Genomic DNA, 14,389 nt, shown 5'->3' with positions numbered 1-14,389 from the left:
CCCTCGGAACCGCACGGAGAAACCCCCAGCACGCGGCACGCGACGGACCCCGGACGCGGCGTTGCGGTTTGGCACTGGAGCGGGGACGGCCGTCCGTGCCGACGGTTCCTGACCAGCTCATTAAACGGCCCGGGGGCCGCGGGGGCAAGCCGCGTCCGCTCAGCGGTCGGCCAGGGGGAGGCGGACGGTGAACCGGGTGCGGCCCGGGACGCTGCTGACGTCGATCCGCCCGTGGTGGGCGCGCACGATGGCGTCGACGATCGAGAGGCCCAGGCCGGCGCCGCGGGAGCTCGCGGCGCGGGCGTGGTCCTCCCGGGCGAAGCGGGAGAAGATGTGCTCGAGGAAGTCGGCGCCGATGCCGGGGCCGTCGTCGCCCACGGCGAGCACGGCCTCGCCGCCGGGCCCCGGTCCGGCGCCCGCCTCCGTCCCGAGCGAGGCCGTGACCGTCGTCTCCGCGGGCGTGTGCTGGTGGGCGTTGGCGAGCAGGTTGATGAGCACCTGGCGTAGCTGGGCCGGGTCCCCGCGCACGAGCACGGGCTCGTCGGGCAGCTCGAGGCGCCAGACGTGGCCGGGCGCCGCGACCCGGAGGTCGCTGACGGTCTCGACCACCAGCTCGAGGAGGTCGACGTCCTCGGTGACCACGGCCCGGCCCTCGTCCAGGCGCGCGAGCAGCAGCAGGTCCTCGACGAGCGCGGTCATCCGGGCCGCCTCGGACTCCACCCGGGACAGGGAGCTGCGGCCCTGCGCGCTCATCGGCTCCGTGAGCCGGATCAGCTCCGCGTAGCCGCGGATGCTGGCCAGGGGAGTGCGCAGCTCGTGGCTGGCGTCGGCCACGAACCGGCGCACGCGCGTCTCGCTGCGCTGGCGGGTAGCAAGCGCGTGGGCGACGTTGTCCAGCATCCGCCCGAAGGCGTGGCCGAGCCGGCCCACCTCCGTGTCCGGGTGCGCGGCCGGCGCCACGGCCCCCACCGGCAGGACCACCTCCCCGTGGTCGAGGTCGAGCTCAGAGATGCGGGTCGCCACGTCGGAGAGCCGCTCCACGGGGCGCAGGGTGCGCCGGACGACGACGAGCCCGACCAGCCCCGTGGCGGCGATGGCGCCGGTCGAGATCGCCGCGGTGCTCACCCCGAAGCTGCGCAGGGTGTCCTCCTTGTCGGCCAGCGGCAGACCGGTCAGCACGAGGCCCCAGTCCCACGGGTCGTCGACCACCAGCACGCGGTAGCCGCCCACGGCCAGCTCCACGTCCACGGGGCCCCACTGCCGGCCCCCCTCGTCGTCCGACTCGGCGCCGAGCGCCGTCACGAGCTCCCCGATCCGCCGCCGGTCCTCGTCGGTCAGCTCCTGCCGCGTCCCGTCGGGGGCGAAGAGCCCGGCGCGGACCACCTCGCCGTCGACGACCCGGGCGTTGAGGGTGCCGGCGCCCTGCGCGGGGACGTCCATCATGGCCTCGAGCTCCTCCGAGGGCCCGGCGGCGGCACGGACCCCGTACTCGATCGTGCGGAACGAGGCGTCCCGGACCCGGCCGTCCAGCTGCTCGCCCAGGGACACGTTGAGGACCGCGAGACCCAGGGCGCCCACCGCGGCGCACGCGACGGTCAGCAGCGCCAGGACCGTCAGCAGCAGCTTGGTGCGCAGCTGCAGCGCCCGTCCCGCCCCCCGCGGCCGGGCCCGCGCCCCGGTCGCCTCCGGGTCCGTGGGACCGGTGCCCGTCGGGCCGGTGCCGGTCGGATCGGTGCTCGTGGGACCGGTGCTCATGGGGCGGCACGTCCTCGGCGGGTGCTCACTCGGCCGGTTTGAGCACGTAGCCGGCGCCGCGCACGGTGTGGATCATGGGCGGGCGCCCGGCGTCGATCTTCTTGCGCAGGTAGGAGATGTAGAGCTCCACCACGTTGGTCTGGCCGCCGAAGTCGTAGCCCCAGACCTGCTCGAGGAGCTGCGGCTTGCTCAGCACCCGGCGCGCGTTCTCCATGAGGCAGCGGAGCAGGTCGAACTGGGTGGCCGTCAGCGCGATCTCGTCGCCCCCGCGGCTGACCTCCCGGGTGTCCGCGTTGAGCACGAGGTCGCCCACGACCAGCTCCGCGGCGTCCGGGTGGGCGATGCCCGCGCGCTGCACCAGGCGGTGCAGCCGCAGCAGCAGCTCCTCCATGTCGAACGGCTTCGTCACGTAGTCGTCCCCGCCCGCCGCCAGGCCGGTGATGCGGTCCTCGGTGCTGTCCTTCGCGGTGAGGAACAGGGCCGGGACGGTGGGGGAGAAGGAGCGGATCCGCTCGAGCACCTCCACCCCCGAGCACCCCGGGAGCATGACGTCCAGCACCAGGACGTCGGGCCGGAAGCCGCGGGCCTCGGCCACCGCGGCGTCCCCGTCGTGGGCGGAGCGCACCTGCCAGCCCAGCATCGACAGCCCCATGGACACCATCTGGGCCAGCAGCGGCTCGTCGTCGACGACGAGCGCGCGCACCGGTGCCCCGTCGGGGTGCCGCAGGCGCGGGAGGTCCACGGCGGTGGGCCGCTGCACGGGCTCGGTCACGACGGAATCCCTCCTGGTCCCCGCCGGCGGCACCGGCGTCCTCGGACCGTCCTCAGCGTAGCGCCGCACCGGCCCCCGATCACCTGCGGATCGTTTGCGGACGCACTTCACAGCCCCGGCACAGGAACCCGATAAGAGCGCCACATCCCCGTCTGCTGGAGTGGATCCACGACCGGGCCCGGAGGCCCGGACCCCCGGGCAGGTGCCCGCGGGGCACCACGAGAGGGGAACCACCGCCATGCTGCACACCCGCCACCCCGCCGGACAGGCCCGGGCCGCGGCGCCGTCCGCGGGCCCGCCCGCCCGCCGGCGCCTGGTCGGGATCGACGCGGCCCGCGGCCTCGCCCTGCTCGGCATGGTCTCCGTGCACATCCTGCCGTCCTGGGACCCGGAGACCTTCGAGGCCACGGCCCAGTGGACGCTGTTCTCGGGCCGGGCCGCCGCCCTCTTCGCCCTTCTCGCCGGCGTGGGCCTGGCCCTCGGCTCGGGCGGGACCCGGGTGCACGAGGGCCGGCGGGCGACCGCCGACCGGGCCGGCCTGCTCGTGCGCGCGGTGCTCATCACCGCGCTGGGGCTGCTGATCAACCAGCTCTCGCCCGGCGACCCGCCCGCCTACAACATCCTGGTCTACTACGGCGTGTTCTTCCTGCTCGCCCTGCCCTTCCTGCACCTGTCCGTGCGCGCCCTGCTCGCCTGGGCGGCGGGGCTCGCCGTGCTCGGTCCCGTGCTGGTGCACTCGCTCGGCCCCGTGCTGCCCGGGTTCACCGTCTACAACCCCGGCCTCGCCGAGCTCGTCACCGAGCCGGGCACCACCCTCGCCCAGCTGCTCGTGACCGGTTCGTACCCCGGGGTGACGTACCTCGTCTACCTCCTCGCAGGCCTGGCCCTGGGCCGGCTGGACCTCTCGGCCGTGCGCACGCAGGCCGGCCTCGCGATCGGCGGGGCCGCGCTCGCGGTGTTCTCCGCCGTCACCTCCTGGTTGCTGCTGCACCCCCTCGGCGGCATCGAGCGGCTGCTCGCCGCGAGCCCCTCCCTGGACCGGGGGGACGTCCAGGACGTCCTCGTGTACGGGCCGGACCCCGTCCTGCCCTCCGCCACCTGGTGGTGGCTGGCCGTGACCGGGCCGCACACCAACACCCCGCTCGCCCTGCTGAGCGGGGTGGGCACCGGCGCCCTCGTGCTCGGCCTGTGCCTCCTCGTGGCCCGCCGGGCCGGGCACGTGCTGCTGCCGCTGGTCGCGGCCGGCTCGATGACGCTCACCCTGTACTCGGCGCACCTGCTCGGGCTCTTCCTGGAGCTGCACTACGAGCAGCCGGTGCTGTGGTTCCTCGTGCACGTCCTGGTGGGCACCGTGTTCGCCGTCCTGTGGCACCGCGCCCGGGGCCAGGGACCCCTCGAGCGGGTCGTCGGCCGGGCCGCCCACGCCGGACGGGACCGGGTGCTCCGCCATCGCCTAAACTCGTAGACGGTCCACCCAGGTCCCCGACTTCAGGAGCGGCATGTCCACGAGCACGTCCCCGTCCGTCACCAACCAGCCCCTCGCCGAGGTCGATCCGGAGATCGCGGCGGCGATCGCCGACGAGCTCGGCCGCCAGCGCGGCACCCTCGAGATGATCGCCTCCGAGAACTTCGCGCCCCGGGCGGTCCTCGAGGCCCAGGGCTCGGTGCTGACGAACAAGTACGCCGAGGGCTATCCCGGGCGCCGCTACTACGGCGGCTGCGAGTTCGTCGACGTCGTCGAGAACCTGGCCCGGGACCGGGCCACGGCCCTGTTCGGCGCCGAGCACGCCAACGTGCAGCCGCACTCGGGCGCCCAGGCCAACACGGCCGTCATGCAGGCGCTCATGACCCCCGGCGACAAGCTGATGGGCCTCTCCCTGGCCCACGGCGGCCACCTCACCCACGGGATGAAGCTCAACGTCTCCGGCAAGCTCTACGAGATCGCGGCCTACGAGGTCGACCCCGACACCTACACGATCGACATGGACAGGGTCCGGGAGCAGGCCCTCGCCGAGCGCCCGCAGGTCATCGTGGCCGGCTGGTCCGCGTACTCGCGGGAGCTGGACTTCGAGGCGTTCCGCGCGGTCGCCGACGAGGTCGGGGCGAAGCTGTGGGTGGACATGGCCCACTTCGCCGGCCTCGTGGCCGCGGGCCTGCACGCCAACCCCGTGCCGCACGCCCACGTGGTCACCTCGACCGTGCACAAGACCCTCGCCGGACCCCGCTCCGGCGTGATCCTCACCACGGGCGAGCTCAAGAAGAAGATCGACTCCGCCGTCTTCCCGGGCCAGCAGGGCGGCCCGCTCATGCACGCCATCGCGGGCAAGGCCGTGGCCTTCAAGATCGCGGCCACCGAGGAGTTCCGCGCCCGCCAGGAGCGCACCGTCGAGGGCGCCCGGATCCTCGCCGAGCGCCTCGGGGCCGACGACGTCGCCCGGGCCGGGGTGTCCGTGCTGACCGGCGGCACCGACGTGCACCTGGTGCTGGTGGACCTGCGCGACTCCGAGCTGGACGGCAAGCAGGCCGAGGACCTCCTGCACCGGGCGGGGATCACCGTCAACCGCAACGCCGTGCCGTGGGACCCGCGCCCGCCGATGGTCACCTCCGGGCTGCGGATCGGCACCCCCGCGCTGGCCACGCGCGGCTTCGGCGCACCGCAGTTCGAGGAGGTCGCCGAGATCATCGCCACCGCCCTGAAGCCCGGGGCCGACATCGACGCCCTGCGGGCCCGCGTGGACCGGCTGGCCGCGGACTTCCCGCTCTACGACGGCCTCGAGGAGTGGTGAGCGTGGGCGCACGGATCCTCGACGGACGGGCGGCCTCCGCCGCCATCAGGACCGAGCTCGCCGAGCGCGTGGCCGTGCTGGCGGAGCGGGGGGTCACCCCCGGCCTCGGCACGGTGCTGGTGGGCGAGGACCCCGCCTCGCACTCCTACGTGGGCGGCAAGCACAAGGACTGCGCCGAGGTCGGCATCTCCTCGATCCGCCGCGACCTGCCCGCGGACGTCTCCCAGGAGGAGCTCGAGCGCGTCCTCGACGAGCTCAACGCGGACCCCGCGTGCACCGGCTACATCGTCCAGCTGCCGCTGCCCGGGCACATCGACACCAACGCGATCCTCGAGCGTATCGACCCGGACAAGGACGCCGACGGGCTGCACCCGACCAACCTCGGCCGCCTCGTGCTCAACGTCTCCGAGCCGATGACCTCCCCGCTGCCGTGCACGCCGAACGGGGTGATCGAGCTGCTGCGCCGCAACGACGTCGAGCTCGCGGGCCGGCACGTGCTCGTCGTGGGCCGCGGCGTGACCGTCGGACGGCCGATCGGGCTGCTGCTGACCCGCAAGGAGATCAACGCCACGGTCACCCTCGCCCACACCGGCACGCAGGACCTCGACGCGCTGCTGGCCCAGGCCGACGTCGTCGTGGCCGCCGCCGGGCGGCCGCACATGATCACGGCCGACAGCCTCAAGGACGGCGTGGTGCTCCTCGACGTCGGGGTCTCCCGCGTGGAGGACCCCGGGACCGGGAAGAAGAGGCTCACCGGGGACATCGACCCGGCCGCCGCGCAGAAGGCCTCCTGGATCTCCCCCAACCCCGGCGGGGTGGGGCCCATGACCCGGGCCATGCTGCTGCTCAACGTGGTGGAGACCGCGGAGCGGCACGCCGGCCTCCGCTGAGCGCCGTCCACCGCGCCGCGCCCCCGGGAGCCCTCGCTCCCGGGGGCGCGGCCGTCCCCGGCGCGGGGCGGGGACGGCGCCCGCGCCGGTTCGTGGCCCGGGCCGGGATTTGAGACAATGGGGACCATGCGCTCCCTCGGATCCCCGACCCCGTCCACCGCCCCGGCCGCCGAGCCCGCCTCCCGCACCGCCCTGTGGGGCACGGTGATCGGACTGGCCGTGCTCGTGGTGATCTTCGTGGTGGCGCTGCTGCAGGCCGCGAACGCCAACTCGTGGCTGGGCTGGGCGCTCGCCGGCATCGCCCTCGGCTGGCTGCTGCTCGCCACCTGGGTGGTGCTCATGGTCCGCAAGGCCGCCCGCTTCGGCCGCCGGCAGGTCGACGAGGCCCGGGAGCAGCTGCGCACCGGCTCCGGCCGCGCCCCCACCGTCACCGGGTCCGCCGCCGCCGGCTCCATGCGGGACGAGAAGCTCTCCCACAGCTTCCAGATCGTCCTGGTCCAGTCCAAGGTGATCAAGCAGGAGCTCGCCGCGCTGCCCGTCGAGGGCCCCGAGCGCGAGGCGCTGGACCGCGCCCTCGACACCATCGACATCACGGCCGGCAACGGGATGAGCATGCTGCGCCAGGAGCCCCTCAGCGGCACCGTGGTCGACTGACCCCGACCGCCCCGCGGCACGAACCCCCGCAGCACGACCCCCGCTCACCACCACCCGGAAGCCAGGTGCCCCCGCATGTCCCGCCCCGAGAACGTCCTGCGCGTCGCCACCGTCAACGTCAACGGCATCCGCGCCGCCTACAAGCGCGGCATGGCCGACTGGCTGGCGGGCCGTGACGTCGACATCCTGTGCCTGCAGGAGGTCCGGGCCCCCGACCGGATCGTCCGGGACCTGCTCGACGAGCAGGTGTGGGACGTCCACCACGCCGAGGCCGCCGACAAGGGCCGGGCGGGCGTGGCCGTGGCCACCCGCCGGGACGCCCGGGACGGGTCCCTGCTGCCCGTGCGGCGGCGCGACTCCATCGGCCACGAGCACTTCGAGACCGCGGGCCGGTGGGTCGAGACGGACCACGACCTGGCCGACGGCACCACGCTCACCGTGGTCTCGGCCTACGTCCACTCCGGGGAGGTCGGCACCCCCCGCCAGGACGACAAGTACCGCTTCCTCGACGTCATGAGCGAGCGGCTGCCCGAGCTCGCCCGCACGCGGGAGCACGTGCTCGTCGTCGGCGACCTCAACGTGGGGCACACCGAGCTCGACATCAAGAACTGGAAGGGCAACGTCAAGAACGCCGGCTTCCTGCCCGAGGAGCGCGCCTACTTCGACCGCTTCTTCGGCGAGCACGGGTACAAGGACGTCGCCCGGGAGCTGGCCGGCCCGGTCCCCGGGCCGTACACGTGGTGGTCGTACCGAGGCAAGGCCTTCGACACCGACGCCGGGTGGCGCATCGACTACCACATGGCCACCCCGGGGCTCGCGGCCCGGGCGGTGACCGCCGCCGTGGACCGCGCCCCCAGCTACGACACCCGCTTCTCCGACCACGCGCCCGTGGTGGTCGACTACCAGCTCTGACCCGTTCGCCCGCTCCGCGCCCCCGCCGGCGCCCGCCCGATCGAAGGACCCCGCACCGTGACCCCTGAGCCCGTACCGTTCGACGTCCCCACCGCCTCCGGCAGACCCCGTGTCGTCTCGGGGGTGCAGCCCTCGGCGGACTCCCTGCACCTGGGCAACTACGTGGGGGCCGTGCGCAACTGGGTGGACCTGCAGGACGACAACGAGTGCGTGTTCTTCGTGGCCGACCTGCACGCCATCACCGCCGAGCAGGACCCGGCCGCCCTGGCCCAGCGGACCCGTGTCACGGCGGCCCAGTACATCGCCGCGGGCATCGACCCCGAGCGCTCCACCCTGCTGGTGCAGTCCCACGTGCCCGAGCACGCCCAGCTGGCCTGGGCGCTCAACTGCATCACGGGCTTCGGCGAGGCGTCCCGGATGACGCAGTTCAAGGACAAGTCCGCCCGGCAGGGCGCCGAGAACGCCACGGTCGGCCTGTTCGCCTACCCGGTGCTCATGGCCGCCGACATCCTGATCTACCAGGCGCACCAGGTCCCGGTGGGGGAGGACCAGCGCCAGCACCTCGAGCTGACCCGCAACCTCGCCCAGCGCTTTAACACCCGCTTCGGGGACACGTTCGTGGTGCCGGACGCGAAGATCCTCGCCGAGTCCGCCAAGGTCTACGACCTGCAGAACCCCACCGCCAAGATGTCCAAGTCCGCCGCGTCCGAGAGCGGGCTGATCCGGCTGCTCGACCCGGCCAAGAAGAACGCGAAGAAGATCAAGTCCGCGGTCACCGACGACGGCACGGAGATCCGCTTCGACCGCGAGGCCAAGCCGGGCATCGCCAACCTGCTGACCGTGTACTCGGCGCTCACCGGCCGGCCCGTGGCCGACCTCGTGGCGGAGTACCAGGGGAAGCTGTACGGCCACCTCAAGGTGGGGCTGGCCGAGGTGGTCACCGAGACCCTGGACCCGATCCAGGCCCGCGCCCAGGAGCTGCTGGACGACCCCGCGGAGCTGGACCGCCTCCTCGCCCGGGGCGCCGAGAAGGGCCGCGAGATCACCGTCCGGACCCTGGCGGGGGTCTACGACCGGATGGGCTTCCTGCCGCGCCTGGGCGGGTCCGGGGGGCTGGGCTAGGCTGGGTCCCGTTCTGTGAGGAGTTGAGTTGACCCGAACGCAGCAGTCCCCCACCATCCGCCCCGGCCAGGTGTACGCGGGCGTGGTGATCGAGCTGCCCGAGCCCGTGGGCCGGGAACTCCAGGACTGGCGCGCGTCCTTCGGGGACCCCGCCTCCTACGCCGTGCCGGCGCACATCACGCTGATGATCGCCCCGCAGGCGGAGCGCTGGGCGGACGTCGTGCAGCGGGTCGGGGCCGTGGCCCGCGAGTGGGAGCCGTTCCGGGTGGAGATCAACGGCACCGGCACGTTCCGCCCCGTGAGCCCGGTGGTCTACCTGCGCATCCAGGAGGGCGAGGAGCAGTGCCGCGCGCTGCACGACGCCCTGCACGAGGAGCAGCTCGTCTCGGCGTCCCCCTTCGAGTTCCACCCCCACGTCACGATCGCCCAGGCCGTGGAGGAGGAGGACCTCGACCGCGCCCAGGAGATGCTGCGGACCTACCGCGCCGGGTTCCTCGTGGACCGGATCGGTCTCTACGAGCTCGACGGCCGTGGCGTCTGGCGGATCCGCGAGGAGTTCCCCTTCACGGGGCGCGACCCCGACCGGCGCTGAGCCGCCCGGCCATGAGCACCCGCGCCGGCCCCCGCACCGGCCCCGCCCCCGAGCTGCCGCCGCGCGCGATCGACCGCCACGGCATGCGGCGCGAGGCCCTGCGCCAGCGGGCGCTGCTGCGCGAGAAGCGGGCCGCCGGCGCCGGCGCCCTCGGGCTGGCCGGCTCGGTGCTCGCCGTGGCGCTCGCCGAGACCTACCGGCGGATGCCGGTCCGCGTGGTCCTGCACTACCTCTTCCACGGCGGGCCCCTCATGGCGGCGGGCCTGTCCTTCGTGCTGATCTTCGCGTCCACCGCCCTGCTGGTGATGGGCTTCTCCGTGATCGGCGTGTTCCTCGGCAACGACCCCCTGGTGCGCGACGCCGTGGTGGAGGCCGTGACCGAGCGCGTCCCCGGCCTGCTGGACACCGGGGACGGGGGAGTGGTCCCCCTCGAGCTGCTCGAGGACACCCGGCCCTTCACCCTGGCCACGGTGATCGGCGCCGCGGTCCTGTTCTTCTCCGGCTGGCGCTGGGTCTCCGGGGTGCGGCTCGCGTTCCGCCGGCTCTTCGAGGTGCCCCCCGCGCAGGGCCTGCCCATCGCGGCCGTGCCGCGGGACCTGCTGGGGCTGCTGCTGCTGGGCGTGCTGCTCGCCCTCTCGGTCGTGGCCAACGGCGCGGCCTCGGGCCTCCTGGGCTTCCTGCTGGACACCGCCGGCGAGCTCGGCTGGGGCAGCGGCCCCGACTGGCTGCGCACCGGGCTGACCTGGGCGCTGAGCACCCTGCTCGTCGTCGTGCTGGACGCCCTGTTCGCCCTCGAGCTCGTGCGGGGCGTGGCCGGGCTGCGGATCACCCGCCGCGCCCTGACCGTCACCGTGCTCGCCGCGGCGGCCGGCAGCTTCGCGCTGCGCTACATCGGGGGCACGGTGGTCGCCGGGGCCACCACCAACCCGTACCTTCTCTCGGTCGCCCTCGTGGTGGGCGTGCTCCTGTGGTTCTACCTGTTCAACCAGATCCTGCTGTTCTCGGCGGCGATCGGGGCGATCGTGCACGCGGACCAGCGCGGCGGGCGGGTGCACCCCGACGGGGAGAACGTGGCGATCACCGTGGTGCCCATGGCCACCCTGACCGGGCGCCGCTGAGCCGCCGCCGCGCACGGACGACGGCGGCCCGCCCCCTGCCGTGCAGGGGACGGGCCGCGGCGGTCCGGGGGCACGCTCACATGGAGCGGCTCAGGATGGCGTTCTTGACCTCGGCGATGGCCTTCGTGACCTGGATGCCGCGCGGGCACGCCTCGGTGCAGTTGAAGGTCGTGCGGCAGCGCCACACGCCCTCCTTGTCGTTGAGGATCTCCAGGCGCAGGTCCCCCGCGTCGTCGCGGGAGTCGAAGATGAACCGGTGCGCGTTGACGATCGCCGCCGGACCGAAGTACTGGCCGTCGGTCCAGAACACGGGGCAGGACGACGTGCACGCGGCGCACAGGATGCACTTGGTGGTGTCGTCGAAGCGCGCCCGGTCCTCCTGGGACTGGTAGCGCTCCATGGTCGGCTCGTTGCCGCCGGCCACGAGGAACGGCATGATCTCGCGGTAGGACTGGAAGAACGGCTCCATGTCCACGATCAGGTCCTTCTCGCACGGCAGGCCCTTGATGGGCTCCACCGTGACGGGCTTGGACAGGTCGAGGTCCTTGAGCAGCACCTTGCAGGCGAGGCGGTTCTGGCCGTTGATGCGCATGGCGTCCGAGCCGCACACGCCGTGCGCGCAGGAGCGGCGGAAGGACAGCGAGCCGTCGATCTCCCACTTCACCTTGTGCAGGGCGTCCAGCACGCGGTCGGTGCCGTACATGGTCAGCTTGTACTCGTCCCAGCGGACCTCGTCGGAGACCTCCGGGTTGTAGCGGCGGATCTGCAGGGTGAGGTCGAAGGTCGGGATCTCGTCGCTGCCCTGCTGCTCCTCGGGCAGGTCCACGCGCGCGGCGGGCTCCCCGCCCTCGGCGTTCTCGGCGGCGGGGTCCACGGCCGGGGCCGCGGCCTCGTCGCGCTCGTCGACCGACCCGGCGTCCGCGTCGGTCTTGTAGCCGGCACGGTCGTCCTGGGCGTGGCCCGGGGCGTGGCCGTGCTCGGGGGCGCGGTCCTGGGGGTCGTCGTCGCGGCCGTCCTCGGGCCGGTCGGGAGTGTGTGCGGTAGACATCAGTACTTACGCTCCATGGGCTCGTAGCGGGTGAAGATGACGGGCTTCGTCTCCTGCCGGATCCCCGCGGTGGGGGAGGAGGGGTCGAGGTAGACCATCGAGTGCTTCATGAAGTTGGCGTCGTCGCGCTCCGGGAAGTCCTCCCGGAAGTGCCCGCCGCGGGACTCGGTGCGGTGCAGGGCGGCCACGGTCATGACCTTCGCGAGCTGCAGGAGGAAGCCGAGCTCCACGGCCTCCAGCAGGTCCAGGTTGAAGCGCTTGCCCTTGTCCTGGATGGAGATGTTCGCGTACCGGGCCTCGAGGGCGGCGATGTCGTCCAGCGCCGTCTGCAGGGTGTCGGCGGTGCGGAACACCTGGACGTTGAGGTCCATGGTGTCCTGCAGGTCCTTGCGGATCGCGGCGACCTTCTCGGTGCCGGTGCCGTTGCGGGCGTTGTCGAGCAGCGCCACGGTGCTGTCCAGGGCGGTGTCCGGCACGGGCACGAACTCGGCCCGCTGCGCGTACTCGGCGGCGTAGATGCCGGCGCGCTTGCCGAACACGTTGATGTCCAGCAGCGAGTTGGTGCCCAGGCGGTTGGAGCCGTGCACGGACACGCAGGCGACCTCGCCGGCGGCGTACAGGCCCGGGACCACGTTCTCGTTGTCCTGGAGCACCTCGGCCTTGATGTTGGTCGGGATGCCGCCCATGGCGTAGTGGCAGGTCGGGAACACCGGGACGGGCTCGGTGTAGGGCTCCACGCCCAGGTACGTGCGGGCGAACTCCGTGATGTCGGGCAGCTTCGCGTCGATGTGCGCCGGCTCCAGGTGGGTGAGGTCGAGCAGGACGTAGTCCTTGTTCGGCCCGGCGCCGCGGCCCTCGCGCACCTCGTTGGCCATGGAGCGGGCCACGATGTCGCGGGGGGCGAGGTCCTTGATGGTCGGGGCGTAGCGCTCCATGAACCGCTCGCCGTCGGCGTTGCGCAGGATCCCGCCCTCGCCGCGGGCGGCCTCGGAGACGAGGATGCCCAGCCCGGCCAGGCCGGTGGGGTGGAACTGGATGAACTCCATGTCCTCGAGGGGCAGGCCGTTGCGGAACGCGATGGCCATGCCGTCGCCGGTGAGCGTGTGGGCGTTGGAGGTCGTCTTGTAGACCTTGCCCGCCCCGCCGGAGGCGAAGACCACGGACTTGGCCTGGAAGACGTGCAGCTCCCCGGAGGCGAGGTCGTAGGAGACGACGCCGGCGACGCGGCGCTGGCCGTCGACCTCGGTCATGATCAGGTCCAGGACGTAGTACTCGTTGAAGAACTCCACGTTGTGCTTGATGCAGTTCTGGTACAGCGTCTGGAGGATCATGTGGCCGGTGCGGTCCGCGGCGTAGCAGGCGCGGCGCACGGGGGCCTTGCCGTGGTCGCGGGTGTGGCCGCCGAAGCGTCGCTGGTCGATCTTGCCCTCGGGGGTGCGGTTGAACGGCAGGCCCATCTTCTCGAGGTCGAGGACGGCGTCGATGGCCTCCTTGGCCATCACCTCGGCGGCGTCCTGGTCGACCAGGTAGTCACCGCCCTTGATGGTGTCGAACGTGTGCCACTCCCAGTTGTCCTCCTCGACGTTGGCGAGGGCCGCGCACATGCCGCCCTGCGCCGCGCCGGTGTGGGACCGCGTGGGGTACAGCTTGGTCAGTACGGCAGTGCGGGAGCGCTGACCGGCCTCGATGGCGGCGCGCATACCGGCACCACCGGCGCCGATGATGACCACGTCGTACTTGTGAACCTGCATACCGGTTGTTCTTTCTGTTGGGTGTTCCGTCGGATGTGCTGGGGCCCGGTCGCCTGTGACCGGACGGCGGAGACGGCCCGCCGCGGGGCGGGCCGTCTCCGGCAGGGATCAGCCCGCGGTGCAGAAGCTCGCGAGCAGCGCGGGGTCCGCGCCGGCCGGGCAGGGCTCGAAGGTGAAGATGACGAGGGTGCCGAGCAGGATCACGAAGGCGGACGTGGTGAAGAGGAAGACCTTCAGCCAGAACCGGGTCCGGTCCTTCTCCGCGTAGTCGTCGATGATCACGCGCAGCCCGTTCGTGCCGTGCAGCATCGCCAGCCACAGCAGGAGCATGTCGAAGACCTGCCAGAACGGGCTGGCCCACTTGCCGGCCACGAACGCGAAGTCGACGGCGTTCACGCCGCCCTCCGGGCCCACGAGGTTGACCCAGAGGTGGACGAAGACGAGCACCAGCAGGATCACGCCGGACAGGCGCATGAACAGCCACGCGAACATCTCGAAGTTGTTGCGGCGGGACGAGGAGCGGTTGTACTTGATGCCGTTGACCTCGAGGTCCTTGCTCCGGGGGACCGAGATGCTTGCCTTGAGCGGAGTGCTCATAGTGATTAACCCCCGAAGACGTGGGACAGGTGACGGATGAGGAAGGGGATCATGACGACGACCCACAGGGCCAGGACGCCCCAGAGCATCTGCTTCTGGTACTTGGTGCCGCTGGACCAGAAGTCGACCATGATGATGCGCAGGCCGTTGAAGGCGTGGTAGACGATGGCCGCCACGAGGCCGGCCTCGCCCAGGCCCATGACCGGGTTCTTGTAGGTCGCCATGACCGCGTTGTAGGCCTCGGGGGAGACCCGCACGAGCGCCGTGTCCAGGACGTGGACCAAGAGAAAGAAGAAGATGGCCACGCCGGTGATGCGATGGGCCACCCAGGACCACTGGCCATGAGCCTGGCCGCGGTACAGGGTGCCCTTGGATGTCTTCGCCACTGAAAA

14 protein-coding genes are annotated in these 14,389 nt (G+C 72.6%); 8 read left to right on the top strand and 6 right to left on the bottom strand.

Translation table 11 applies throughout. The features are described 5' to 3' along the window. Positions 1 to 159: 159 nt before the first annotated feature. Positions 160 to 1,755, bottom strand: a complete 1,596-nt coding sequence (locus RF640_RS11015) for a sensor histidine kinase (protein ID WP_368827850.1) — start codon at positions 1,753 to 1,755, stop codon at positions 160 to 162. Positions 1,756 to 1,780: 25 nt separating this feature from the next. Then, complete coding sequence (locus RF640_RS11010; protein ID WP_017832172.1) at positions 1,781 to 2,527, bottom strand: response regulator transcription factor; 747 nt, start codon at positions 2,525 to 2,527, stop codon at positions 1,781 to 1,783. A 238-nt stretch (positions 2,528 to 2,765) separates the two neighbouring features. Between RF640_RS11010 and RF640_RS11005 the strand changes: the two genes are divergently transcribed. The 8 genes from RF640_RS11005 to RF640_RS10970 all read left to right on the top strand — a co-directional run bounded on the left by RF640_RS11005 (position 2,766) and on the right by RF640_RS10970 (position 10,601). Further along, positions 2,766 to 3,992 carry a heparan-alpha-glucosaminide N-acetyltransferase domain-containing protein gene (locus RF640_RS11005; RefSeq protein ID WP_017832173.1) on the top strand — a complete coding sequence of 409 codons (1,227 nt, stop codon included), beginning with the start codon at positions 2,766 to 2,768 and terminating at the stop codon, positions 3,990 to 3,992. 34 nt (positions 3,993 to 4,026) lie between these two features. Next, positions 4,027 to 5,313, top strand: coding sequence for a serine hydroxymethyltransferase (glyA, locus tag RF640_RS11000; protein WP_017832174.1), 1,287 nt, complete (start codon positions 4,027 to 4,029; stop codon positions 5,311 to 5,313). A gap of 2 nt (positions 5,314 to 5,315) precedes the next feature. Continuing rightward, a complete protein-coding gene (locus tag RF640_RS10995; protein WP_035927009.1) occupies positions 5,316 to 6,203 on the top strand; it encodes a bifunctional methylenetetrahydrofolate dehydrogenase/methenyltetrahydrofolate cyclohydrolase in 888 nt (295 codons plus the stop codon). Positions 6,204 to 6,329: 126 nt separating this feature from the next. Next, complete coding sequence (locus tag RF640_RS10990) at positions 6,330 to 6,857, top strand: hypothetical protein (protein WP_031282329.1); 528 nt, start codon at positions 6,330 to 6,332, stop codon at positions 6,855 to 6,857. Positions 6,858 to 6,932: 75 nt separating this feature from the next. Further along, entirely contained in the window at positions 6,933 to 7,769 is an 837-nt protein-coding gene (locus RF640_RS10985) for an exodeoxyribonuclease III (RefSeq protein ID WP_017832177.1), read from the top strand. A 57-nt stretch (positions 7,770 to 7,826) separates the two neighbouring features. Then, positions 7,827 to 8,891, top strand: coding sequence for a tryptophan--tRNA ligase (gene trpS / locus RF640_RS10980; protein WP_368827847.1), 1,065 nt, complete (start codon positions 7,827 to 7,829; stop codon positions 8,889 to 8,891). A 28-nt stretch (positions 8,892 to 8,919) separates the two neighbouring features. Further along, positions 8,920 to 9,483 carry a 2'-5' RNA ligase family protein gene (locus RF640_RS10975; protein WP_368827845.1) on the top strand — a complete coding sequence of 188 codons (564 nt, stop codon included), beginning with the start codon at positions 8,920 to 8,922 and terminating at the stop codon, positions 9,481 to 9,483. A gap of 11 nt (positions 9,484 to 9,494) precedes the next feature. After that, complete coding sequence (locus RF640_RS10970; protein ID WP_017832180.1) at positions 9,495 to 10,601, top strand: YihY/virulence factor BrkB family protein; 1,107 nt, start codon at positions 9,495 to 9,497, stop codon at positions 10,599 to 10,601. 76 nt (positions 10,602 to 10,677) lie between these two features. Here the strand turns inward: RF640_RS10970 and RF640_RS10965 are convergent, their stop codons facing one another. The 4 genes from RF640_RS10965 to sdhC all read right to left on the bottom strand — a co-directional run bounded on the left by RF640_RS10965 (position 10,678) and on the right by sdhC (position 14,383). After that, positions 10,678 to 11,649 (bottom strand): succinate dehydrogenase iron-sulfur subunit, encoded by a 972-nt coding sequence (locus RF640_RS10965; protein WP_017832181.1) that lies wholly within the window; start codon positions 11,647 to 11,649, stop codon positions 10,678 to 10,680. Then, complete coding sequence (sdhA, locus tag RF640_RS10960; RefSeq protein ID WP_017832182.1) at positions 11,649 to 13,400, bottom strand: succinate dehydrogenase flavoprotein subunit; 1,752 nt, start codon at positions 13,398 to 13,400, stop codon at positions 11,649 to 11,651. The genes RF640_RS10965 and sdhA overlap by 1 nt, the downstream gene beginning before the upstream one ends. 108 nt (positions 13,401 to 13,508) lie before the next feature. Next, the gene (locus RF640_RS10955; RefSeq protein ID WP_017832183.1) at positions 13,509 to 13,997 is read right to left on the bottom strand and encodes a succinate dehydrogenase hydrophobic membrane anchor subunit; all 489 of its coding nucleotides are present in this window, start codon (positions 13,995 to 13,997) and stop codon (positions 13,509 to 13,511) included. 5 nt (positions 13,998 to 14,002) lie between these two features. After that, on the bottom strand, positions 14,003 to 14,383 hold the full coding sequence (gene sdhC, locus RF640_RS10950; RefSeq protein ID WP_017832184.1) for a succinate dehydrogenase, cytochrome b556 subunit: 381 nt from the start codon (positions 14,381 to 14,383) through the stop codon (positions 14,003 to 14,005). Positions 14,384 to 14,389: the final 6 nt, after the last annotated feature.

This window comes from Kocuria sp. CPCC 205231 (assembly GCF_040980965.1).
Classification (GTDB): Bacteria; Actinomycetota; Actinomycetes; order Actinomycetales; family Micrococcaceae; genus Kocuria; species Kocuria rosea.
The sequence above is the reverse complement of the archived record's forward strand: the minus strand, read 5'-3'. Positions and strand labels throughout refer to the sequence as shown.

Excerpts from the sequence above, each read along its gene's own strand:
- RF640_RS11015 (WP_368827850.1), bottom strand. The coding sequence starts at position 1,755 with ATGAGCACCGGTCCCACGAGCACCGATCCGACCGGCACCGGCCCGACG.
- RF640_RS11005 (WP_017832173.1), top strand. The coding sequence starts at position 2,766 with ATGCTGCACACCCGCCACCCCGCCGGACAGGCCCGGGCCGCGGCGCCG.
- glyA (WP_017832174.1), top strand. The coding sequence starts at position 4,027 with ATGTCCACGAGCACGTCCCCGTCCGTCACCAACCAGCCCCTCGCCGAG.
- RF640_RS10990 (WP_031282329.1), top strand. The coding sequence starts at position 6,330 with ATGCGCTCCCTCGGATCCCCGACCCCGTCCACCGCCCCGGCCGCCGAG.
- RF640_RS10985 (WP_017832177.1), top strand. The coding sequence starts at position 6,933 with ATGTCCCGCCCCGAGAACGTCCTGCGCGTCGCCACCGTCAACGTCAAC.
- RF640_RS10970 (WP_017832180.1), top strand. The coding sequence starts at position 9,495 with ATGAGCACCCGCGCCGGCCCCCGCACCGGCCCCGCCCCCGAGCTGCCG.
- RF640_RS10965 (WP_017832181.1), bottom strand. The coding sequence starts at position 11,649 with ATGTCTACCGCACACACTCCCGACCGGCCCGAGGACGGCCGCGACGAC.
- sdhA (WP_017832182.1), bottom strand. The coding sequence starts at position 13,400 with ATGCAGGTTCACAAGTACGACGTGGTCATCATCGGCGCCGGTGGTGCC.
- RF640_RS10955 (WP_017832183.1), bottom strand. The coding sequence starts at position 13,997 with ATGAGCACTCCGCTCAAGGCAAGCATCTCGGTCCCCCGGAGCAAGGAC.